Source organism: Kitasatospora sp. NPDC058406, from assembly GCF_042722765.1.
Classification (GTDB): domain Bacteria; phylum Actinomycetota; class Actinomycetes; order Streptomycetales; family Streptomycetaceae; genus Kitasatospora.
Map to the genome: position 1 here is coordinate 38,414 of NZ_JBHXKE010000019.1, position 21,445 is coordinate 59,858.

General features: G+C 74.4%; 18 protein-coding genes and 1 pseudogene. 11 read left to right on the plus strand and 8 right to left on the minus strand.

Features of this window, described 5'->3' with window-relative positions; translation table 11 throughout:
- Positions 1-59: 59 nt before the first annotated feature.
- Positions 60-1,235 carry a transaldolase family protein gene (locus ACFWOG_RS06220; RefSeq protein WP_329884557.1) on the minus strand — a complete coding sequence of 392 codons (1,176 nt, stop codon included), beginning with the start codon at positions 1,233-1,235 and terminating at the stop codon, positions 60-62.
- A 248-nt stretch (positions 1,236-1,483) separates the two neighbouring features.
- On the opposite strand from ACFWOG_RS06220, the gene ACFWOG_RS06225 reads away from it, so the two are divergent.
- The 10 genes and pseudogenes from ACFWOG_RS06225 to ACFWOG_RS06270 all read left to right on the plus strand — a co-directional run bounded on the left by ACFWOG_RS06225 (position 1,484) and on the right by ACFWOG_RS06270 (position 12,109).
- Complete coding sequence (locus tag ACFWOG_RS06225) at positions 1,484-2,101, plus strand: NAD(P)H-dependent oxidoreductase (protein ID WP_329949100.1); 618 nt, start codon at positions 1,484-1,486, stop codon at positions 2,099-2,101.
- A gap of 56 nt (positions 2,102-2,157) precedes the next feature.
- On the plus strand, positions 2,158-3,339 hold the full coding sequence (locus ACFWOG_RS06230) for a 3-deoxy-7-phosphoheptulonate synthase (RefSeq protein WP_380355327.1): 1,182 nt from the start codon (positions 2,158-2,160) through the stop codon (positions 3,337-3,339).
- A 226-nt stretch (positions 3,340-3,565) separates the two neighbouring features.
- Entirely contained in the window at positions 3,566-4,336 is a 771-nt protein-coding gene (locus tag ACFWOG_RS06235) for a 2,3-dihydro-2,3-dihydroxybenzoate dehydrogenase (RefSeq protein WP_380355330.1), read from the plus strand.
- Positions 4,329-4,973 (plus strand): annotated as a pseudogene (locus ACFWOG_RS06240) (isochorismatase family protein); the annotation flags it as partial. The gene ACFWOG_RS06235 and the pseudogene ACFWOG_RS06240, both read left to right, overlap by 8 nt.
- A gap of 119 nt (positions 4,974-5,092) precedes the next feature.
- Positions 5,093-7,126, plus strand: coding sequence for an anthranilate synthase family protein (locus ACFWOG_RS06245; protein ID WP_380355333.1), 2,034 nt, complete (start codon positions 5,093-5,095; stop codon positions 7,124-7,126).
- 44 nt (positions 7,127-7,170) lie between these two features.
- Complete coding sequence (locus tag ACFWOG_RS06250; RefSeq protein WP_380355336.1) at positions 7,171-8,193, plus strand: 3-oxoacyl-ACP synthase III family protein; 1,023 nt, start codon at positions 7,171-7,173, stop codon at positions 8,191-8,193.
- A gap of 106 nt (positions 8,194-8,299) precedes the next feature.
- Positions 8,300-9,103, plus strand: coding sequence for an arylamine N-acetyltransferase (locus tag ACFWOG_RS06255; RefSeq protein WP_329949105.1), 804 nt, complete (start codon positions 8,300-8,302; stop codon positions 9,101-9,103).
- A 5-nt stretch (positions 9,104-9,108) separates the two neighbouring features.
- Entirely contained in the window at positions 9,109-9,534 is a 426-nt protein-coding gene (locus ACFWOG_RS06260) for a DUF4440 domain-containing protein (protein WP_329949106.1), read from the plus strand.
- A 23-nt stretch (positions 9,535-9,557) separates the two neighbouring features.
- Entirely contained in the window at positions 9,558-10,670 is a 1,113-nt protein-coding gene (locus ACFWOG_RS06265; protein ID WP_329884539.1) for a phenazine antibiotic biosynthesis protein, read from the plus strand.
- Positions 10,670-12,109 (plus strand): aldehyde dehydrogenase family protein, encoded by a 1,440-nt coding sequence (locus tag ACFWOG_RS06270; RefSeq protein WP_380355340.1) that lies wholly within the window; start codon positions 10,670-10,672, stop codon positions 12,107-12,109. The genes ACFWOG_RS06265 and ACFWOG_RS06270 overlap by 1 nt, the downstream gene beginning before the upstream one ends.
- Before the next feature lie 163 nt (positions 12,110-12,272).
- Here ACFWOG_RS06270 and pcaB read toward each other — a convergent pair whose 3' ends face one another.
- From pcaB to ACFWOG_RS06305, 7 genes are all read right to left on the minus strand, one after another.
- Positions 12,273-13,760: a 3-carboxy-cis,cis-muconate cycloisomerase gene (gene pcaB, locus ACFWOG_RS06275; protein ID WP_380355343.1), complete on the minus strand. Its 1,488-nt coding sequence runs from the start codon at positions 13,758-13,760 to the stop codon at positions 12,273-12,275.
- The gene (locus ACFWOG_RS06280; RefSeq protein ID WP_380355352.1) at positions 13,757-15,769 is read right to left on the minus strand and encodes an FAD/NAD(P)-binding protein; all 2,013 of its coding nucleotides are present in this window, start codon (positions 15,767-15,769) and stop codon (positions 13,757-13,759) included. Before ACFWOG_RS06280 ends, pcaB begins: the two co-directional genes overlap by 4 nt.
- Entirely contained in the window at positions 15,766-17,046 is a 1,281-nt protein-coding gene (locus tag ACFWOG_RS06285; protein WP_380355345.1) for an FAD-dependent monooxygenase, read from the minus strand. The genes ACFWOG_RS06280 and ACFWOG_RS06285 overlap by 4 nt, the downstream gene beginning before the upstream one ends.
- Positions 17,043-18,623 carry a class I adenylate-forming enzyme family protein gene (locus ACFWOG_RS06290; RefSeq protein ID WP_329949110.1) on the minus strand — a complete coding sequence of 527 codons (1,581 nt, stop codon included), beginning with the start codon at positions 18,621-18,623 and terminating at the stop codon, positions 17,043-17,045. The genes ACFWOG_RS06285 and ACFWOG_RS06290 overlap by 4 nt, the downstream gene beginning before the upstream one ends.
- Positions 18,624-18,855: 232 nt before the next feature.
- Positions 18,856-19,398, minus strand: a complete 543-nt coding sequence (locus ACFWOG_RS06295) for an SRPBCC family protein (RefSeq protein ID WP_380355347.1) — start codon at positions 19,396-19,398, stop codon at positions 18,856-18,858.
- A gap of 196 nt (positions 19,399-19,594) precedes the next feature.
- Positions 19,595-20,026, minus strand: coding sequence for a GNAT family N-acetyltransferase (locus tag ACFWOG_RS06300; protein WP_380355355.1), 432 nt, complete (start codon positions 20,024-20,026; stop codon positions 19,595-19,597).
- A 106-nt stretch (positions 20,027-20,132) separates the two neighbouring features.
- Positions 20,133-20,858 carry a TetR/AcrR family transcriptional regulator gene (locus ACFWOG_RS06305; RefSeq protein WP_380355349.1) on the minus strand — a complete coding sequence of 242 codons (726 nt, stop codon included), beginning with the start codon at positions 20,856-20,858 and terminating at the stop codon, positions 20,133-20,135.
- A 117-nt stretch (positions 20,859-20,975) separates the two neighbouring features.
- Between ACFWOG_RS06305 and ACFWOG_RS06310 the strand changes: the two genes are divergently transcribed.
- Positions 20,976-21,359: a VOC family protein gene (locus ACFWOG_RS06310; protein ID WP_329949113.1), complete on the plus strand. Its 384-nt coding sequence runs from the start codon at positions 20,976-20,978 to the stop codon at positions 21,357-21,359.
- The last annotated feature ends 86 nt before the right edge of the window (positions 21,360-21,445 follow it).

The window sequence follows — 21,445 nt, forward strand, 5'->3', positions numbered from 1 at the left end:
CCACCGGTGCGGGTTCGGGCGCTCCCGGCGCCGACAGGGTGATGGTTCGTCAAAGATCCTCAACTGCCACGGAGTCGGGCAGGTTCGCTGTCTCCCGGCAGGTCGGCCGGGCGGGCCAGCCGGGTGGCGGCCGAGGCGTGCAGGCGGAGCCAGTGGTCGACCAGCCGCGGGACGCTCTCCTCCTCCAGCCGTCGCACCACCGCGCAGTAGTCGATGCCGAGCCGTCCCAGCCGGTCGAGCACCGCCTGGGCCGCCTCGTGCCGGCCCATCAGGGTGTCGCCGTCGAGGCGGAGCTTGCGGACGGCCTCGTCCAGCACCGGGCGGGTCATCGCGTGCGCGGTGCCCCAGGAGACCAGGCCGGCCACGTACCGGGCCTGCGCGGCGGCGGCGCCGGCCAGTGCGGCGTCGGTCCACAGCAGGCGCTGCGGCCGGGCGCCGGAGGCGCGCAGGGTGCGCCAGCGGCCGTCGCCGAGCCGCTCCTCGTACGCCCGGTACATCAGTCGGGCCGCCGCCTGGGCGGTCAGGCCGCGCAGGGCGAGGGCGTCCTGGGTGCCGATCGCGGTCAGCCTGCGGTCGATCTCCAGGTCGACCCGGCCGACCGGCAGCGAGGCCACCGAGGCGATCGCCGCCAGCGGCCGGCCGGCCGCCAGCGCCTGCTCCAGCCCGTCGAAGTAGGCGTCCACGACCTGCCCGTAGCGGTGCACCGAGAACAGCCCGGTCGCGTGCACGCCGAGGCCGAGACCGACGCAGTCGCGGATCGCGCCCAGGCCCTCGGGGGTGGCCGGGATCTTCACCAGCAGATTGGGCCGGTCCACCGCGCGGGCCAGCTCGACGGCCTCGGCGGTGGTCGCCGCCGGATCGTGCGCCAGCCTCGGGTCGAGGTCCGCCGAGACCAGGCCGTCGTGACCGTGGGCGGTGCGGAAGACGTCCAGGAACTGGTCGCAGACCAGCCGCAGGTCCTGCACCGACGCGGCCCACACCGAGCCCTCCGGGGACACGTCGTGCCCGGCCAGCCGGGCCAACTGCTCGCCGTAGACCGGGTCCCGGCGCAGTCGTCCGGCCAGCAGCGCGGGGTTGGTGGTGGCGCCGCGCAGTCCGGTCTCGTCGATCAGCCGGCCGAGCAGGCCCGAGGTGGCCAGGCCGCGGTGGATCCCGTCCAGCCAGGGGGAGACGCCTTCGGCGATCAGCGGCCGCAGGTCTCGTCGACGGGGTGGGGCGGCCGGCGGTTTCTTCACTGCGGGATCACTGCTCCTCGGCTCTGCGGCGGCCCGAAAACGGTGCCGGGCACCGAGGATAGGGAGCAATTCGTGCCCGGAAAAGTGACTGCTCCGGTCAATGTCAGGTCGGGTCGAACGGGACATCTGATGAGTATTCGACGGAGTGCGACGCCACCTGACGAAGTGCCGGTAACTCCGTTGGCCGACCTGCTGTCCACCGTCAAGGATCAGCTGAACGCGTCCCCGTCCCTGAGGAGTTCGCCGTCATGACCACCATTGCCGTCGTCTACTACTCGTCGACCGGAAATGTCGCCAGGCTGGCCGAGGCGGCGGCCTCCGCCGCCGAGAAGGCCGGTGCCGAGGTGCGGCTGCGCCGGATCGCGGACCTGCCCGACGACACCTACGTGCCCGGGACCGAGGACGCCGCGCGGGAGCTGCGGGAACGCACCGCGGACGTCCCCGTGGTCGACCTCGCGGACCTGGCGTGGGCGGACGGCATCCTGATCGGGAGCCCGGTGCGGTTCGGCCTGCCGGCCGCGCCGGTCCTGCGGTTCATCGACTCCACCGCGCCGCTGTCGATCCCGGGCGGGCTGGCCGACAAGGCCGTCTCGGCGTTCACCTCGGGCTCGGCGCCGCGCGGCGGCCACGAGACCACGATCCTCGCGCTGCACAACGCGTTCTGCCACTGGGGCTCGCTGATCCTGGCCACCGGATCCACCGACCCGGTGCTGTTCCGGCCCAACAACGGCAACCCCTACGGCGCCAGCGCGGTCTCCCGGAACGTGCCCGGACAGGTCCACGAGGAGAACATCGCCGCGGTCGAGTACCAGGCCCGGCGCGTGGTCCGGGTCGCCGGTGTGGTCCGGGGCCTCGACACGCCCTAGGGCCGAGGGCCTGCCGCAGTCGCCTGCCGCAGGCCGGCCCCCAACCCGTGATGGAGATGTCAGTGGACAACCTGCTCGTGGGCCAGCTCGCCGGCCGCCCCGCAAGACAGCAGCCGGACTGGCCGAATTCCGTCGAACTCGATTCTGTCAAAAAGGAGTTGGCCGAAAGGCCCGCCCTCGTGTCGGCCGCCGACGTGCACCGGCTGCGTGCCCTGCTCGGCCAGGTCGCCGAGGGCCGTGCACAGGTGCTCCAGGCCGGGGACTGCGCCGAGGACCCCCAGGAGTGCACCGCGGGGGACGTCGCCCGCAAGGCCGGCCTGCTGGACGCGCTGGCCGGCCTCCTGAAGATCACCACCCACCGTCCGGTGGTCCGGATCGGCCGGATCGCGGGCCAGTTCGCCAAGCCCCGCTCGCACCCCACCGAACTCTGCGACGGCGTCGAACTACCCGTCTACCGGGGCCACATGGTCAACGGCCCGGAGCCCGACCCGGCCCAGCGCACCCCGGACCCGCGCCGCCTGCTGACCGGCTACGACGCCGCCCGGCAGACCATGGTCCACCTCGGCCGGCTCGCCCCCGGCGAACCCTCCGCGGCCTGCCCGCCGGTGTGGACCAGCCACGAGGCGCTGCTGCTCGACTACGAACTGCCGCTGCTCCGCCGGGACGACGAGGGCCGGCCGCTGCTCGCCTCCACGCACTTCCCGTGGATCGGCGAACGCACGCGCCAGCCCGACGGCGCCCACGTCGCGCTGCTCGCCCGGGTGGTCAACCCGGTCGGCTGCAAGGTCGGCCCGACCACGACCCCGGACGAGCTGCTCCGGCTCTGCGCCCTGCTCGACCCCGGCCGCGAACCCGGCCGGCTCACCCTGATCGCCCGGCTGGGCGCCGACCGCGTCGCCGGGGTCCTCCCCGGGCTGGTCCGGGCCGTGCGGGCCGCCGGCCACCCGGTGGTCTGGCTGACCGACCCGATGCACGGCAACACCGTCAGCCGGCCCGACGGCCTCAAGACCCGTCTGGTGGAGACCGTCGTCCGCGAGGTCGAGGCCTTCCAGCAGGCGGTCCGTGCCGAGGGCGGCACCGCCGGGGGCCTGCACCTGGAGACCACGCCCGACGACGTCACCGAGTGCGCCGACGACGAGACCGGGCTCGGCCGGGTCGGTGACAAGTACACGAGCTTCTGCGATCCGCGGCTCAACCCCGGCCAGGCCATCGCCGTGGTGTCCGCCTGGCGGGCCTGACCCGGGCACGGCAACGGGCCCCGCCCCGTTCCGTCCGGCCCGCCCCGCACCACTGTCCGGCACCACCTGTCCCGAACGACCTGCCCCGCAGCTGTTCCGCAGCAGCTGTCCCGCACCACCCGATCCGGTGCGGACCCGACCCGGGTCCGTCCCGTCCGACCGTGCACAACCCCCAACCCACACTGCCGGCCCGCACCCCCGGGCCGACCCCAGGGAGGTCTGGCACATGCAGAACAAGGTGGCACTCATCACCGGCGCGGCCGGCGGCATCGGCGCCGCCGTGGCCCGGGCCCTGGCCGCTCGCGGCGTCCTCGTCGCCGCCGTCGACCGGGACGCCGGTCGACTCGCCGAGCTGGCCGGCAAACTGACCGCCGAGGGCCTCAGCGTCGTGGCGATCCCCGCCGACGTCACCGACAGCGCCTCCGTCGAGGAGGCCGTCGACACCGCCGAACGGCGGCTCGGCCCGCTCGACTACCTGGTCAACACCGCCGGTGTGCTCCGGCTCGGCGAGGTCCGCGACTTCACCGACGAGGACTGGCACAGCACCTTCTCGGTCAACGCCGACGGCGTCTTCCGCGTCTCCCGCGCCGTGGTCAACCGGATGATCCCGCGCCGGAGCGGCGCGATCGTCACGGTGGCCTCCAACGCCGCCACCACCCCGCGCAGCGAGATGGCCGCCTACGCGGCCTCCAAGGCCGCGGCGACCCTCTTCACCAAGAGCCTCGGCCTGGAGGTCGCCCGGTACGGCATCCGCTGCAACCTGGTGGCGCCGGGCTCCACCGACACCCCGATGCTCAGCTCCATGTGGCACGACGAGAGCGGCCGTGCCGGCACCCTGGAGGGCCGGCCGGACGCGTACCGGGTCGGCATCCCGCTCGGCAAGCTCGCCGAGCCGGAGGACGTCGCGCACGCCGTCGTCTTCCTGCTCTCCGACGAGGCCGGCCACATCACCCTGCACGACCTCACGGTGGACGGGGGTGCCGGGCTCGGTGCGTAATGGCCTCCCCACTCCGGCGCGGCGGCCGGGCCTCCCGGCGATCGCCCCCTACCCGCTGCCCACCGCGGCCGACCTGCCCGCCAACACGGCCGGCTGGACGCTCGATCCGGACCGCGCGGTCCTGCTCGTGCACGACATGCAGCGCTACTTCCTCGCGCCGTTCGGCGAGGACGGCCCGCTGCTCGCCAACGCCGTCCGGCTCCGGGACTGGGCCCGTGCGCACGACGTGCCGGTGGCCTACACCGCGCAGCCGGGCGGCATGACCCCCGAACAGCGCGGCCTGCTGGCCGACTTCTGGGGCCCGGGGATGCAGGCCGCCCCCGCGGACCGGGAGATCGTCGACCGGCTCGCCCCGGGACCGGCCGACTGGCTGGTCACCAAGTGGCGGTACAGCGCCTTCTTCAACAACGACCTGCTGGCGCGGCTGCGGGCCGCCGGCCGGGACCAGCTGGTGCTCTGCGGCGTGTACGCGCACGTCGGGGTGCTGATGACGGCCGTCGAGGCGTTCACCAACGACATCCAGACCTTCCTGGTGGCCGACGCGGTGGCCGACTTCACGGCCGAGGACCACCGGATGGCCCTGGAGTACGCGGCCCGGCGCTGCGCCGTGGTGCTGACCGCGGACGCGGTGACCGGGGACTCGGTGACGGGTGGCCCGTCGTCCGCGGACCGGGCCTCCGCGGACCCGTCGAGCCCGGACCCGTCGAGCCCGGACCCGTCGAGCCCGGACCCGTCGACGGCCGGGGCGGTGACCCGATGAGCGAGCTGCTGGACCGGGTGCTGGCCGAGCACCCGCCGGCCTTCGCGCTGCTGCACCGCCCGGAGGCGACCGGGCCGGGCCTGGTCGACCTGCTGGTCGGCGAGGTCTCCGAACCGGCCACCCTGGCGGACCTCCCGCTGCCCGCCGACCCCGCCGACCCCGCCCACCGCGCCGGACCGGGCGGGGCCGGGGCCGGGGAGACTGCGGGGAAGCGCCACGAAGTGCTGGCGCTGGTCCCCTACCGGCAGATCGCCGAGCGCGGCTTCGAGGCGCCCGACGACGGCACCCCACTGCTCGCGCTGACCGTCACCGAGCAGGCCGTCCTGCCGCTCGCCGAACTGTTCGCCCGCCTCCCCGACGTGCCGATCACGCTGGCCGGCGGTCGTTTCGACGCCGACGACGAGGAGTACGCGGAGACCGTCCGCCGGGTGATCGGCGAGGAGATCGGCGAGGGGACGGGCGCCAACTTCGTGGTCAAGCGCTCGTTCGTCGCCGAGATCACCGGCTACACCCCGGCCGCCGCACTCACCCTGTTCCGCCGGCTGCTCCAGCGGGAGACCGGCGCCTACTGGACCTTCGCGGTGCACACCGGGGAGCGGACGCTGGTCGGCGCCACCCCCGAGCGACACATCAGCGTGCACGGCGGGCGGGCGGTGATGAACCCGATCAGCGGCACCTACCGGTACCCGGAGCGGGGCCCCGACCTCGACGGCCTGATGGACTTCCTGGCCGACCGCAAGGAGGCCGAGGAGCTCTTCATGGTGGTCGACGAGGAGCTCAAGATGATGGCCCGGATCTGCACGACGGGCGGCCGGGTGGTCGGCCCGTACCTGAAGGAGATGGCCCGGCTCGCGCACACCGAGTACTTCATCGAGGGCCGGACCGACCGGGACCCGCGCGAGGTGCTGCGCGAGACGCTGTTCGCGCCGACGGTGACCGGGAGCCCGCTGGAGTCCGCCGCCCGGGTGATCGCCAAGTACGAACCGGGGGGCCGGGGTTACTACAGCGGAGTGGTCGCCCTGATCGGCCGTGACGCGGAGGGCGCGCGGGCGTTGGACTCGGGCATCCTGATCCGCACCGCCGACATCGACGCGGCCGGCCGGCTGCGGATCGGCGTCGGCGCGACACTGGTCCGCCACTCCGACCCGGACTCCGAGGTGGCCGAGACCAGGGCCAAGGCGGCCGGGCTGCTCGCCGCGCTGGAGGACGGCGGCCGGGGCCGGTTCGGCGCGCATCCGAGCGTCCGGCAGGCGCTGGCCGGGCGTAACCGCACGCTGGCCGGGTTCTGGCTCGCCGACGACGGAGAGGGGTCCTTCGAGCGCTCCGTCGAGCGGTCCTTCGCCCGCGCCGAGCTGGCCGGCCGCCGGGTGCTGGTGGTGGACGCCGAGGACACCTTCACCGCGATGATCGACCACCAGTTGCGGGCGCTCGGCCTCGACGTCGACGTCCGGCGGTTCGACCGGCCGTACGCGCCGGACGGGGTCGACCTGGTGGTGCTGGGCCCCGGGCCCGGCGACCCGCGGGACACCGCCCACCCGAAGATCGCCCATCTCCGCTCCCGGGTGAAGGAGTTCCTCGCCGAGCGGCGGCCGTTCCTGGCGGTCTGCCTGAGCCACCAGGTGCTCTGCGCGGAACTCGGGCTGCCGCTGGTCCGCCGGGAGACGCCCAACCAGGGCGTCCAGCGGGAGATCGACCTCTTCGGCGCCGGTGAGCGGGTCGGCTTCTACAACACCTTCGCCGCCTCCTGGACCGGGGGAACGGGGCCGGAGGGGGCGTTCACCGTGCCCGGCGGCGCCGTCCGGGTCGCCCGGGACGCCGCCACCGGGGAGGTGCACGCGCTGCGCGGCCCGCACTTCGCCTCGGTGCAGTTCCACGCCGAGTCGGTGCTCACCCGCGACGGCGTGCGGATCATCGGCGACCTGATCGCCCACGTGCTGGGCGGCCCGGCCGCCCCGTCCGCCCCGGCCGATCCGGGGTCCGTCCTGCGGGCCGGTACCGGCTCCTACGGCCCGTCCGTTCCCGGCGCCTGACGATGCGTCGGAGCCCGGTGTCCGATCCGATCGAGGGGACAAGGATGATAACGACGGGAATTCCCGGGAAGGGTCGCACGCACACGGGAGTCGCCGTCCTGGGAACCGGCTCGTACCTACCGGCCCGGGTGGTGAGCAATTCCGAGGCCGCCGCCCCGGCCGGTGTCACCGGGGAATGGATCGCCCGGAAGACCGGAATCGTCCGGCGCCGCCGCGCCGGGCCCGACCAGGCCGCCAGCGACCTCGCGGTGGCGGCCGGCCGGGCGGCGCTGGCGGACGCCGGGGTGGACCCGGCCGACCTCGCGCTGATCATGGTCGCCACCTCCACCCCCGACTCCCCGCAGCCGCCGACCGCCAGCGTGGTCGCCGACCGGCTCGGCGCCGCCCCCGGCACCGCGGCCTTCGACGTCAACGCGGTCTGCAGCGGCTTCGTCTTCGCCCTCACCGCCGCCGAACGGATGCTCGGCGACGCCGCCCCCGGGTACGCGCTGGTGGTCGGGACCGACGTCTACTCGCGGATCCTCGACCCCACCGACCGCCGGACCGCGGTGCTGTTCGGCGACGGCGCCGGCGCGGTGGTGCTCGGCCCGGCCCCGGCACCCGGCCGGGGCCTGCTCGCCGGGCGGCTGGCCGGGTTCGGCGCCGACCGCGGACTCATCGGCGTCCCGGCCGGGGGCAGCCGGCTGCCCGCCAGCGCCGACACCCTCGCCCAGGGCCTGCACTGGTTCCGGATGGACGGCCGCGGCGTGCGCGAGTTCGTCGAGACCCGGCTCCCGGAGGCGGTCCGGTCCTTCCTGGCCGACGCCGGGGTCACCCCCGGGGACCTGGCGGGCTTCGTCCCGCACCAGGCCAACGGGCTGCTGCTCGCCGACCTGGCCGACCGGCTCGGCATCCCCGTCGGACGGACGTGCACCACGGTCGAGGAGTACGGCAACACCGGCTCGGCCTCGATCGCCGTCACCCTCGACCGGGCCGCCCGGGCCGGCCGGTTCGCCCCCGGGGACCTGGTGCTGCTGGCCGGCTTCGGCGGCGGCATGGCGATCGGCCTCGCCCTGCTGCGCTGGTGACGGCCCCGGCCCGGGCCGGCCCCTGCTCTCCCCCCTCAGCACCCCCCGTCCGTACCGCCCGCACCTTCCCACCCGGTTCGACCGAACGACCGACAAGGAGATCACCGTGCTGGACGACGCCATGGTGGACGCGTACCTCGCCCGGATCGGCGCCGAACGGCCCGAGCGGGCCGACCTCGACGCGCTCACCCGCATCCAGGAGCGGCACGTGCTGTCCGTGCCGTTCGAGAACCTCGGCTACCACCTCGACGAGCCGATCCACATGGACGAGCAGGTCCTCGACAAGATCGTCCGCCAGCGCCGCGGCGGCGGCTGCTACGAGGTCAACCCGGCCCTCTCGTTCCTGCTCACCGCCCTCGGCTACCAGGTCGAGATCCTCCCCGGCCGGGTCCACCGGCCCGGCGGCACGCTCGGCGCGGCCCTGTGCCACCTGGCCCTGCGGGTCACCGTCGACGGCGAGCAGTGGCTCGTCGACACCGGCTTCGGCCGCAACAGCCGGCGCCCGCTCCGGCTGGCCTCCCGCGAGGTCCAGCACGACCCGGACGGCGACTTCCAGCTCGCCGACGTCGAGGGCGGCGGCTTCGACGTCCTGCTCAACGGCAAGCCGCTGTACCGCCTGGAGGACCGCCCGGTCCGCATCGAGGACTTCCGGCCGACCCTCTGGTGGTACCGCACCGCGCCCGAATCCCCCTTCCTGCAGGACGTGTTCTGCTCGCTGCGGACCGAGGACGGCCGGATCACCCTCAAGGGCAACCAGCTCTCCACGGTCGCCGGCAGCGACCGCTCCACCGAGGAGTTCGTCGGCGACGCCGCCGTCCTGGAGGCGTACAAGACCCACTTCGGGTTCAGCCTGGACCGGCTGCCCGACCAGCCGGGCGGCGGCGTCACCGCCGGCGTCCAGACGGGATGACCGCCATGACCACCAGCGAACCCCGCACCGCGACCGGGCGACCGGCGCAGCCGGTGCACCCGGCGCCCACCGATCCGGCGCGGTTGCCGGCCGCCTTCGTCGCGGCCTTCAACACCGGCGACCGGGCGGCCGTCGAGGAGCTCTTCGAGCCCGGCGCGGTCCTCGTCGACCGGCCCGGCACCCCGCTGACCGGCGACGACCGGCGCGCCGCGACCGGCCGCTTCCTCGCCCTCGGCCTGCCGATCCGGATCACCCTCCGGCACTGCTACGAGAACGGCGACCTCGCCCTGCTGATCGGCGACTACCTGATCGAGGGCGAGGGGCCGGACGGGCCGTTCCGGTCCGAGGGCACCGCCACCGACGTCGCCCGGCGCGGCGCCGACGGCCGCTGGCGCTACGCCATCGACAACCCGCCCGGCACCGACCGCTGAACCCCACCCCTGGAAGGACCGCTGTGTCTCCTGTCGACGATCCCGCCGCCGACCCGGTGCTGGACCTCCCGTTCGACGCCGTGCCCGACCCCGAGGAGTACCTGCGCGCCGCCATGCGCTGGCACTTCTCGCCCGCGACCGGCTCCCCGTTCTGGCTGTCCAGGGCCGGCTCCCTCGGCTTCGACCCGCTCACCGAGGTCCGCACCCACGCCGACCTCGCGAAGTTCCCCAACCTCGCCAACGAACTGCGCACCGCCCGTGTCGAGGACCTCGTCCCGCGCGGCTACGGCGACCGCCCCGACGTGCTCGGCGTCTACGAGAGCGGCGGCACCACCGGCGCGCCCAAGCGGATCGTGCTGCTGCGCGACTGGCTGGACCGGCTGCTCGGCTGGTCCAGCGCCCAGCTCGACGGCCACGGCGTGCCGCAGGGCGTCAACTGGCTGGTCGTCGCGCCCACCGGCCCGCACATGGTCGGTGACGTCATCAAGGCCCAGACCGCCTACCGGGGCGGCCTCTCGTTCACCGTCGACCTCGACCCGCGCTGGGTGAAGAAGCTGATCTCCGACGGCAGGGCCGCCGAGGCCGGCGCGTACGCCGAGCACATCGTCGACCAGGTCGCCTACCTGCTGGAGACCCAGGACGTCGGGGTGCTGATGTGCACCCCGCCCGTCCTGGAGCGGATCGCCCGCAGGGACGGCCTCGCCAAGCTCGTGGGCGAGAAGGTCCGGGCGATCAACTGGGTCGGCACCCAGATGGACCCGGACACCCGCCACCTGTACCGCACCGAGATCTTCCCCGACGCCGTGCTCTACAGCGGCTACGGCTCGACCATGATCCTCGGCAACGCCAGCGAGCGGCACGGGCTGACCGACGACGACCCCTGCGTCTACGACCCGTACTCGCCGTACATGAGCTTCGGCGTGATCGACCCGGAGACCGGCCGGACGGTCGACTTCGGCGAACGCGGCCAGGTGGTCATGCACCACGTCTCCAAGAGCCTGCTGATGCCCAACAACCTGGAGCGTGACCTCGGCACCAGGATCGCCCCGCTGCCCGGGCAGCTCGGCGACTCGGTGGCGGACATCGCCCCGGTCCGGGAGTTCGACAACGAGACCGTGATCGAGGGGGTCTACTGATGGCCGGACCGCTGCAGCCCGCCGGGTCCCGGGAGCCGGGGCCCCACGGGGCGGACGTGCCCCCGGAGCCCGCCGGGCTCCTGCAACTGGACGCGCTCGGCCCCGGCGAGCCCTTCCGGGCCCGCCGGCGGACCGTCGTCGCCGACGTCACCGGTGCGCCGTTCGCCGAACTCAGCCTCGTACCGAGGCTGTTCGTCACCCGGGCGATGCGGGCGCTGCACGCCGCCGAGTCCCTGCCGGCCGCCGAGCGGTTCGCCGCGCTGGCCCGGGCCGGGCGGATCTTCACCGAGGCGACCATCGACGGCCTCGACCTCCCCGGCTACCAGCGGGCCGTGGCCCGGGTCTCCGGGGTGCCGATCGGCGTCGTGCGCGACGCCGTCCGGTCCATCGCCGACTCGGCCGGGAAGGCCGGCTGGGCCGCCCACCGGGCCCAGCCGGTCGGCTCGGTGAGCGACTGGCGGGACGGCGCCACCCTCGACGGCAGCGCCGTCTGGACCAGGCGCGGCGACGTCTTCGCCGTCCACGCGGCCGGCAACCACCCCGGCCCGCACGGACTCTGGCTGGAGGCACTGGCACTCGGCTACCGGGTCGCCGTCCGGCCCTCCCGGCGCGAGCCGCTCACCCCGCACCGGCTGGTCACCGCCCTGCGGCTGGCCGGCTTCGGCGCCGACCAGGTGATGCTGCTGCCCACCGACCACGAGGCGGCCGACGAGATCCTGAACGGCGCCGACCTCGGCATGGTCTACGGCGGCGACGAGGTGGTCCGCAAGTACGCGGGCAGCACCGTCCTGCCGCAGGGCCCCGGCCGTTCCAAGATCCTGGTCACCGCGGACACCGACTGGCGCGCGCACCTGGACACCATCGTCGACTCGATCAGCCACCAGGGCGGCGTCGCCTGCATCAACGCCACCGCCGTCCTGATCGAGGGCGACCCGGCGCCGCTCGCCCGGGCGATCGCCGAGCGGCTGGCCGTCATCCCCAGCCTGCCGCCGGAGGACGAGAAGGCGGTGCTCTCCGTGCAGCCGGTGGCGGAGGCCCGGGCGATCGAGGCGTTCCTGCTGCGCCGCGCGGCCGGCACCCGGGCCTGGCTCGGCGGGGACGGCGTGGTCGCCGAACTCGGCGACGGCAGCGCGGTGCTGCGGCCCGCCGTGCACCAGCTGGACCGGCCCGACGCCGAGCAGGCGGGCATCGAGCTCGCCTTCCCCTGCGTCTGGGTGGCGCCGTGGAGCCAGGAGGCGGGCGTCACGCCGCTGCGCAACTCCCTGGTGCTCACCGCGATCACCCGGGACGACGCGCTGTTCGACCGGCTGCTCCGGGAGCCGAGCATCAGCAACGTCTACCGGGGTGACCACCCGACGTACTGGCTCCGGCCGGGGGTGCCGCACGACGGCTACCTGGGGGAGTTCCTGATGCGGACCAAGACCGTCATCCGGGACTGAGCCCGGCGGACGCGGTACCGGGCAGTCGCGGTACCGGGCAGTCACGGCACCGGGCGGTCGCGGTACCGGGCGGTCGGGGTGCCGGGCGGCCGCGGGACGACGCGGACGCGGGCACGGGAAGGCCCCCCGGGAGCGGGGGGCCTTCCCGTGCGGTCGCGGGAGGTCAGGAACCGACCGCCCGGTCGACCAGCGCGCCGGCCGCGCCGGTGTAGCCGGCCGGGTCGCACAGCTCGGCGATCTCCGCCGGGGTGAACCTGCCTGCCAGTTCGGTCTGTTCGACGAGGACGTCGGCCAGCGCACGGCCCTCCCGGTCCGCCGTCAGGGAGACCTCGGTGAGCAGTTGCTTGGCCACCGCCTTGCCGAGCTTCGGCGCCAGCCGGGCCGCGATCCGCTCGGAGACCAGCTGCCCGCCGGTGAGCCCGAGGTTGGCCCGCATCCGCTCCGGCCGGACGAGCAGCCCCTCGGCCAGCTCCACCGAGGTGTGCGCGGCCCCGCCGGCCAGCCGCAGGCACTCGCGCAGCAGGAGCCACTCGGCGTGCCAGGCGCCGCCGGAGCGCTCGTCCTCGGTCACCAGGCACTGGGTCAGCCCGGCGGCCAGCACCGGCACCTGGAGCGCGGCGCTGCGCAGCAGGGTGGCCAGTACCGGGTTGCGCTTGTGCGGCATCGCGGAGGAGGCTCCGCGGCCTGCCGCGGCCGGCTCGACCACCTCGCCGACCTCGGTCCGGGTCAGCGACTGCACGTCCACCGCGATCTTGCCCAGCGCGCCGGCGGTGAAGGCCAGGGCGGCGGCCAGGTCGGCCATCGGGGTGCGCAGCGCGTGCCAGGGCAGCACCGGGCGGGCCAGCCCGGTCTCCGCGGCGAACGCGTCCACCAGCCGGTCGAGGTACGCACCGGCGTCGACGTCCGGGTCCGGGCCGTCCAGCCGGGCGTACTCCAGGTAGCCGGCCAGCGTGCCGGCGGCGCCGCCGAGGGAGACGGGCAGACCGTCCGCCAGGACGGCCGCCAGCCGCCGGTCGGCGTCCAGCACCAGCTGGCGCCAGCCGGCAGCCTTGAGGCCGAAGGTGGTCGGCACCGCCTGGAGGGCCAGGGTGCGTCCGGCCAGCACGGTGTCCCGGTGCTCGGCGGCCAGCGCGGCGAGCGCCCGGGCGGTGCGGTCCAGGTCGGCCCGGACCAGCCGCAGCGCCCGGGCCGCCACCAGCATCGCGCCGGTGTCGAAGATGTCCTGGCTGGTCGAACCGCGGTGCACGTACTCGGCGGCGGCCGGGTCCTCGGCGGCGACCACCCGGGTCAGCGCCTGGACCAGCCCGACGACGGGGTTGGCGGTCTCCCGGGAGGCCAGGGCCAGCGCCCTGAGGTCGAACCGTTCGGCCCGGGCGGCCGCGGTGATCGCGGCGGCGGCCGGGACGGGGACGGTGCCGAGCCCCGCCTGGGCGCGGGCCAGCGCGGCCTCGGCGTCCAGCATGGCCTGGAGCCAGGCCCGGTCGCCGACGGCCCGCTCGACCGGGGTGCCGGCGCGGACGGGGGAGAGCAGTCCGGAGTCCTGGTCGGCCTCCGCTCCGGTCCCGTGCGGTCCGCTCCCCTGCGCTCCGGTCTCCTGCGGTCCGGTCCCGTTCGCCGCGGATTCCTGCGGCGGAAGGTGGCTGTCCGTCATATCACGACGCCTCTCAGGTCGGTCTCGGCCGGTTGGGGCCGCACCTCGGCCGGCACCTCGGACACCAGCGGCAGGGCCAGCACCGCGCGGGCGATCGCGTCCGAGTCGCCGAGGGTCACCGAGTCGACGCCGGGGCGGATGCCCGCGGCGGTCACCCAGTGCACCGACTCGGTCGGTATGCCGTACGCGAACCGGCGCGGGTGCGCCCGTCCGCGGGCGTCCAGCAGCCGGTAGGGCCGCTCGGTGACGGCGAGGCCGCCGGTCTCGTAGCCGTTCCCGTGCTCCCCGTCGATCCGGTACGTGGTGCACTGCTCGGTCTCCAGCAGGTGCCGCAGCAGCGGATCGTCGGTGCGCCGCAGGTCGGGTTCGGGCAGCCGGGCCTCGATCAGCACGGAGGCCCGGACCGGCTCCCCCGGCACGGTGGCGGAGTGCGCCGTGAAGGCCGGGTCCACCGGGTCGATGCGGATCTCGGTGCCCGGGCCGAGCAGTTCCAGCACCCCGGCCTCGACCAGGGCGATCAGCTGCTCGATCCGCTCGGTCGGCGGGCCGATCGAGAGGAAGGCGTTCAGCGGGGTGTACCAGCCCTCCAGGTCGTCGCGGTGCGAGCTGCCCTCCAGGCCGCTGTGGTCGACCGCGAGCCGGACCTCGTTGCGCAGGTCGCGCAGCACGTCCAGGGCGGCCTTGAGCGGGCCGCTCAGGTTGCCGGCCCGGGCCTCGGCGACGTCCTGGCGCAGGTAGTCGAGCAGCCAGTCGCGGAACTCCGCGCGGTCGGCGAACTCGCGTCCGGCGTAGGGCCGGGAGAGGCGCTCCCAGCTCCACCGCCCGGACTCCTCGACACCGTGGGCGTCGAGCAGCCCGGCCGGGTCGTCGGTGGTCAGGAACCGGTCGGTGAACTCCTCGCGCTCGGCGCCGCGCCCCCTCGCGGTGAGCAGGGCGCCGTAGTAGACGGACTCCACCTCGCGCGAGATCAGCGGCCACAGGTCGGTGGCGAACCGGGCGGGCTCGCCCCGGCGGGCGCGCCCGCGGAGCTCGGCGATCACCTCGGGGGTGAGCAGCCGGGGCAGGTAGCGGCCGTACGCGCCCTTCTCGTTCTCGCCGCGCGCGTGGTACGGGATGCCGCGCCGGGAGGTGGCGTAGAGCCGGGGCTCGGTGCCGGACGCCCGGTACACCAGCCTGCCTTCCGGCTGCCCGTCGCCCGGCCGGCGTTCGTCGGCGGGGCCGGTGCCGACCCGTTCGAAGCGGCCGCCCCGGCCGAGGGTGAAGAGCGCCATGTGGTCGAAGAAGTTGAGGCCCAGGCCGCGCAGCAGCACGGTCTGACCGGGCCGGACGGCCACCTGGACGTCGGCCGGGTTGGTGGGGGTGACGTAGGTCAGGTGGTGGATCCGCGCGAGGCTGGCGGTGCGGGCCTCGCGGGGCGTGAGCCGGGCCGACACGTGCCCCTGGGCGAGCACGATGGCGTCCAGCTTGTTGAGCCGGGTGCCGTCCTCCAGCCGGACGCCCTGCGGCCCGCCGGGAACGCCGTGCGCGTCGGCCATCGCGACCGCCCGGGAGCGGTGGACGCGGATGGTCATGGACGGCGGGGCGCCGGCCACCACGGCGAGGAAGGCGTCGTTCAGGTACTGCCCGTAGAAGGCCCGGGTGGGGTAGGTGTTGGGGCCGAGGTCGGCGGCCTCGGCCAGGGTCCGCTCGTCGTACCCGCCCGGATGCTCGCCCTTGGAGAGGGACGTGGCCCACTCGTAGAGGCTCGGACCGGGTTCGATCGGCCCCTCCACCCGGACGCTGTCGTCCGTGTAGACGGTGATCTGCGAGGCGACCGTGTTCATCAGCAGGTGCCGGGACTGGTCGGTGCGCCAGACCCGGCCCGCCCCCGGCGCCGCAGGGTCGACGACGTGCACGGTGACGGCGCACCCGGCCGGTGACTTCCGTTCGTTGGCGCAGAGCCTCTCCAGTACCGAGAGGCCGCGCGGACCTGCGCCGATGACGCAGATCTGGAGATGGCGATCGATCATGCCCACGGCTCGCCATCGTAGTTGTGATGATCCATTGATGGAAAGGGCCGGATGTCGTGCATCCAGGCCACGTGCTCGTGCAGTTCGTCCTCGGAGAGGCCGCCGAGCAGCTTGTTGCGGGCCGTCGCGTCCTCCCCGGCCGGGTGCCAGAGCCGGACCGATTCGCGGGCCGCGCGCTGGATCGCCGCCGTGCGGGCGTGCCGTTCGGCGGCGAACCGTTCGAGCGTGTCCGTGAGTTCGGTGGTCTGGACCATCAACTCGCCGAGCAGGACGGCATCCTCCAGCGCCTGGCAGGCGCCCTGCGCCGCGTAGTGCAGCATCGGGTGGGCGGCGTCGCCGAGCAGCGCGACCCGCCCGTCGGTCCAGCCGTCCACCGGGTCGCGGTCCACCAGCACCCAGGAGCGCCAGCCCTCGCCGAGGGCCAGCAGCCGGCGGGCGGCCGGCGCGGTGAGACCGGCCAGCTGGGCGTGGACCAGCTCCTCGCCGACCGCCACGCCGGCGATCGCCTCGGTCGCGCCGTTGTCCCGGGAGGCGGCGAGGTTGAGGAAGGCGCCGCCCGCGATCGGGTAGTGGACGAAGTGGCAGTGCGGACCGGCCCACCAGGTCACCGAGGTGGGCAGCCGCAGCTCCTCGGGCACCCGCTCCATCGGGACGATCGCCCGGTAGACGGTGATCCCGGAGATCCTCGGCTCGCCGTCGCCGACCAGCTGGGCACGGACCGCCGAGTGGATGCCGTCCGCCCCGATCAGCGCGTCCCCGGCGACCGTCCCGCCGCCGGCCAGCAGGGCCGTGGCGCCGCGCCCGTCCTGCCGGTAGCCGGTGACGGCGGTCGCGGCGCGCAGGTCGATCCGCGCGTCGGCCAGGCACGCCTTCAGCAGCAGCCCGTGCAGTTCGGCGCGGTGCACCACCACGTACGGGTTGCCGAACCGCCGTCGGTAGCGCTCGGTGAGCGTCAGGCTGGTGACGTGCTCGCCGGTCACGCCGTCCATGAAGCGGAGTTCGGCCATGTGGACACCGGCCGCCCGGACGGCGTCGCCGAGGCCGAGCCGCTCCAGCGCGAGGATGCCGTTGGGGGCGATCTGGATGCCGGCCCCGATCTCGGCGAACTCGGGGGCCCGTTCCAGGACGACGGCCCGGTGGCCGGCCCGGCTGACCGCCAGGGCGGTGGCCAGGCCGCCGATCCCGCCGCCGACCACGACGACGGTCGCCGGGGCGCCGGGGAGCGTGTCGGGGGGCGCGGCCGGGGGCCGCCCGTCCCGCTCGGGGAGCGCGCTCATCGGCCCGCCCCGCCGTCCTCGGCGGCTGCCAGCCGGCGGGCCAGCTCCAGCCGCTTGATCTTGGTCGTGGCGGTGGCGGGCAGCTCGCCGAGCTTCCACTGCACCGGGTCGGCCATCGGCGGCAGGCCCGCCGCCGCGGCCCGCCAGGCGGTGCGGTCGAGCGGGCGGTCGTCCTTGGTGCAGACGACCGGGACCGGCCGCCCGTCCGGCCCGGGGATGATGACCACCTCGGCCAGGTCGGCCAGCCGGGCGAAGAGGGTGTCCTCGGCCGCCAGCGTGGAGCCGAAGCCCTCGATCACGTCGACCTCGCGGTCCAGCAGGTGCACACAGCCCCACCGGGTGCGGTAGCCGACGTCACCCATCCGCCACCAGCCGTCGTTGACCTGCTTGTCGTACCGCTCCTGCTCACCGAGGTAGGTGACGATCCGGCCGTCGCTGCGCACCTCGATGAACCCCGGGTTCTCGGCCGACGGCGGCGCGCCGTTCCGGCTGACCACCCGGACGTCGGTGAAGCCCGGGAACGGCATGCCCACGCACCGGCCGTCCGCGTCCGGGCCGCGCCGCTTCGAGAAGGACCGGACCACCGCGGGACCGACCTCGCTCTGCCCGTACAGCTGGCCGAACACCGGGGCACGGCGCGCCGAGGCGTTCAGCATGGTCTGCACGGTGCGCGGGTGGATGGCGTCGAAGGTGGAGGAGAACAGCTTGACGTTGGCCAGCGGGCGGCGCGGGTCCTCGGCCAGCTCCTCCCACTCCATGAAGGAGTTGGGGTGCGCCTCCAGGATCCCCGGCCGCAGCCGGGCGAACAGGTCGCCGACGTGCCGGGGGTCCGAGTCGGCCAGCACCAGGATCGGGAAGCCGCGGAACAGCGAGATCGCCAGGGCGGTGATCAGCCGCGAGTGGACGAAGGAGACGTGCATCGCGATCGTCTCGCGGCCGGGGACCAGCGGCCGGACGACGGTCGCCTGCGGGCGGTACCGGGCCTCCAGGGTCCGGCCGGTGTGGACGGCCAGCTTGGGCGTACCGGTGGTGCCGGAGGTGTGGGTGATCAGCGTCGGGTGCTCCGGCGGCATGGTCACCGGCGCGATCCGGGGCGAGCCGGCCAGCCCGGCCAGCCCGATCCCGTCGGGGTGGCCGCCCTTGGTCAGCAGGACGGTGTGCGCCAGTCCGAACACCTCGGCGGGCAGCTCCTGTTCGAGCTTCTCCTGGTCGGTGACGAGGAACGGCTCGTCGGTGCGGCGGATCAGTTCGGCGACGGTCTCGCCGTCCAGCTTCGGGGACAGCAGCACCGGGACGCCGCCGGTCCGTGCCACCGCGCAGGCGAGCAGGGTGATGTCGAAGCTGTTCGACTTGTAGACCACCACCCGGCGGCCCGGGCGGACCCCGGCGGCCCAGAGCCGGGACGCGAAGTCGTCGACCAGGTCGGCGATCTCGGCGACGGTGGCCCGCCGCCCCAGGTCGGGGGCGATGTCGAGGTCGTGGTCGAGGATCACCACGTTCGCGCCGTTCCGGACGGCGGCCCGCTCGAAGAGCGTGCCCAGCCGGATGCCCCGGTTGGCAATGCGCTGAAGTAGCACCGTTCCGCCCTCTCGTGGGTTTCGGGTTTTCTTTCAGGGGGGGATCGAAAGGCATTTCAAGCGCTGTTCAGAGGTGTGCACAGACACACGGAGGCCGGAGACGGCCGGGAAGGCGGCCGGGAGGGGTGTGGGGAGGCGGCCGGGAAGGCTGCCGTGAGCGACCGGGCGGGGTGTCGGGGACGGGCGGTCGGGTCGGCGGCCGGGATGTGCCGCGAACGGCACCCGGGCTCCGTCAGCCCTTCTCGACGACCTGCTTGATCCGCTCCAGGGTCACGCCGAGGTCCCCGGCCACCTTCTCGCCCCACTCGGCGAAGAACCGACGCTTCGCGTCCGCGTCCATCTCCGCGGTGATCCCGCGGATCCCCTCGGTGGCGGTGCCCATCCTGAAGTGGTGCACCAGCAGGCTGCCGTCGCCGTCGGCCTCGATGTCGAAGGCCCAGACGCTGTCCTGGGCCCGTCCGCCGCTGTCCCGCATGGCCCAGCGGAAGGTCCGGCCCGGGTCGGCCGCGAGCACCTCGGCGTGGGTGAACCAGGTGCCGCGGACCACCGGCGCCCAGGAGACCACGTCCGGGCTGCGCAGGTTCTCGCCGCGGAACACCGAACCGACCGCTCCGGGCTCGCCGGAGATCCAGCTGCCGCCCTGGCATTCCGGGCTCCACTCGCCGCTGCGCGGGAGGTCGCTGATCACCGAATAGACCTCGGCCGGTCCGGCGGAAATCCGGAGCTCGGCGCGGGATGCGAAAAGGGGCGCGATTTCTGCGGTGTTTTCTCCCATGGCCGGAATCCTGGGCGGCGGCGTGCGGGAGGGTCAAAGGTCGCCCGGCGGGTCCGTCAAGTCCGGTGGTGGACCTGACAGATCAGCGGCCGGCCGGTCGGGCGGCGGGTGGCGGCCCCGGTACGCTCCCGGCGCACGCGGGTCGGGGCGGGTCGGGTCGTGACCTGCCCCGCCACCTGTGCCGCGACCCGCCGGGCTACACCTCCAGGCCGAAGTGCAGGGCGGTCACGGCCATCCGGTGCGCGTGGTAGAAGCGGTGCGCGCCGTGGTTGGCCGTGCCCGAGTCCAGCTCGATCCGCACGCAGCCGGCGGCCCGGGCCCGCTCCCGGAGGACCGCGAAGAGCCGCCCGCCGACCCCGGTCGACCGGGCCTCGGGCGCGGTCACCAGGTCGTCGACGAAGAACAGCCGCCCCCGGCTGGTGGCCAGCACCCGGTGCGCGGCCACCGCCAGACAGCGCCCGCGGGCGTCGTACGCGGCCGTGAACACCAGCCCCTGGCCGTGCGCCTCGGTGGCGAACGCGACGAACCCGTCCGGGCCGAGCGCCGGCCGCAGCGCGCCGATCAGCGGTGCGACGTCGCGGGTCAGCGCAGGCGTTCCCGGTACGACGTCGACGACGGTCAGTTCCATCTGCGCGGCCCCCCTGGCGGCTTCGACGGTCAAGCGGTCAAACGGTCAAGCGGTCACGTGCTGGTGAAGCGGTCGAGCGGTCGAGCGGTCGGCGTGGTCCGTCCGGTCACGTGGTCGCTCCGGTGGCGCGGTACACCTTGAGGAACGCCGTCACCCCGCTCGCCACGACCTCGGCGATCCGTTCCGCCGGCATCGGGATCGCACCGTAGAAGGTGGGTTGGGCGACGGCGATGAAGGTCAGCAGGTTGAGGTGGCGGGCCGCCTCGTCCGGGTCCGGCACCAGCAGCAGCCCGCGGTCGGCGAACTCGGTCATCCAGTGGGTGAGCACCCGGTGCGTCTCGCGGGGCCCGGCTTCCTGCCAGGCCTCCAGGACGGCCGGGCGGATGTGCAGGGCCTCGGCCTCGATCGTCCGGACCAGGGCCCAGTGCTCGGCGAAGGTGGTCAGCGACCCGACCCGGTCCAGGCCGAAGTCGATCAGGTCGCCGCGCAGGTCGACGATCTTCCGAAGGTGGCGGTCGGCGATCTTCGCCTGGGTGGCGGCCACCGTGGAGGCGCCCTCCAGGATCACCGACTGGAACAGCTGCTCCTTGTCGGCGAAGTGGTTGTAGATGGTCCGCTTGGAGACGCCGGCCTCGGCGGCGATGGCGTCCACGCTGGTGCGGGTGAAGCCCTCGCGGCCGAACACGGTGCGCGCGGCGCGGGCGATGGCCACCCGCTTCTCCGGCATGCCGCGGTGACCGGCGGCCTGAGTGGCCGGTGTCGCCGGGGCGGCCTGGGCCGCCGTGGCGTCCGGCGTGGCCGAAACCGGTGCCGTCGCGGTCTGTTCGACCATCGGAATAACCTCCTTGCAGTGCACTACATCGTGTAGTTTACGACATGCTTGAGGTGAAGCGGACTTGAAGTCCTACGCTCGGTGGCACGTCCAGAACCACCCGGAGGGAAGCGTTCCATGGCCGTTCAGCTGAACCACACGATCGTTCCGGCGCGCGACGACAAGGAGTCCGCGCGCTTCCTCGCCGACATCCTGGGCCTCGCCGACCCGGTCTACAGCGAGCCCTTCCAGATCGTCCGGCTCAGCAACGACGTCGCGCTCGACGTCATGCGGGTCGACGGCCCGATCACCACCGGGCACTACGCCTTCCTGGTCGACGACACGGAGTTCGACGAGATCCTCGACCGGGTCAGGGCCCGCGGGCTCACCTTCTGGGCCGACCCGTTCCACCGCCACGCCGGCCGCACCAACGACTGGTACGGCGGGCGCGGCGCCTACTTCGAGGACCCCAGCGGCCACAACCTGGAGATCATGACCCGCGCCTCCGACGCCGGCCGCTGAGGCCCGCGACGGACGGCCCGGCCGCGGCCCCGGGGGGGAGGGGGGGAGGCCGCGGCCGGGTCCCTGTCTCTTATAAACAACTCCGA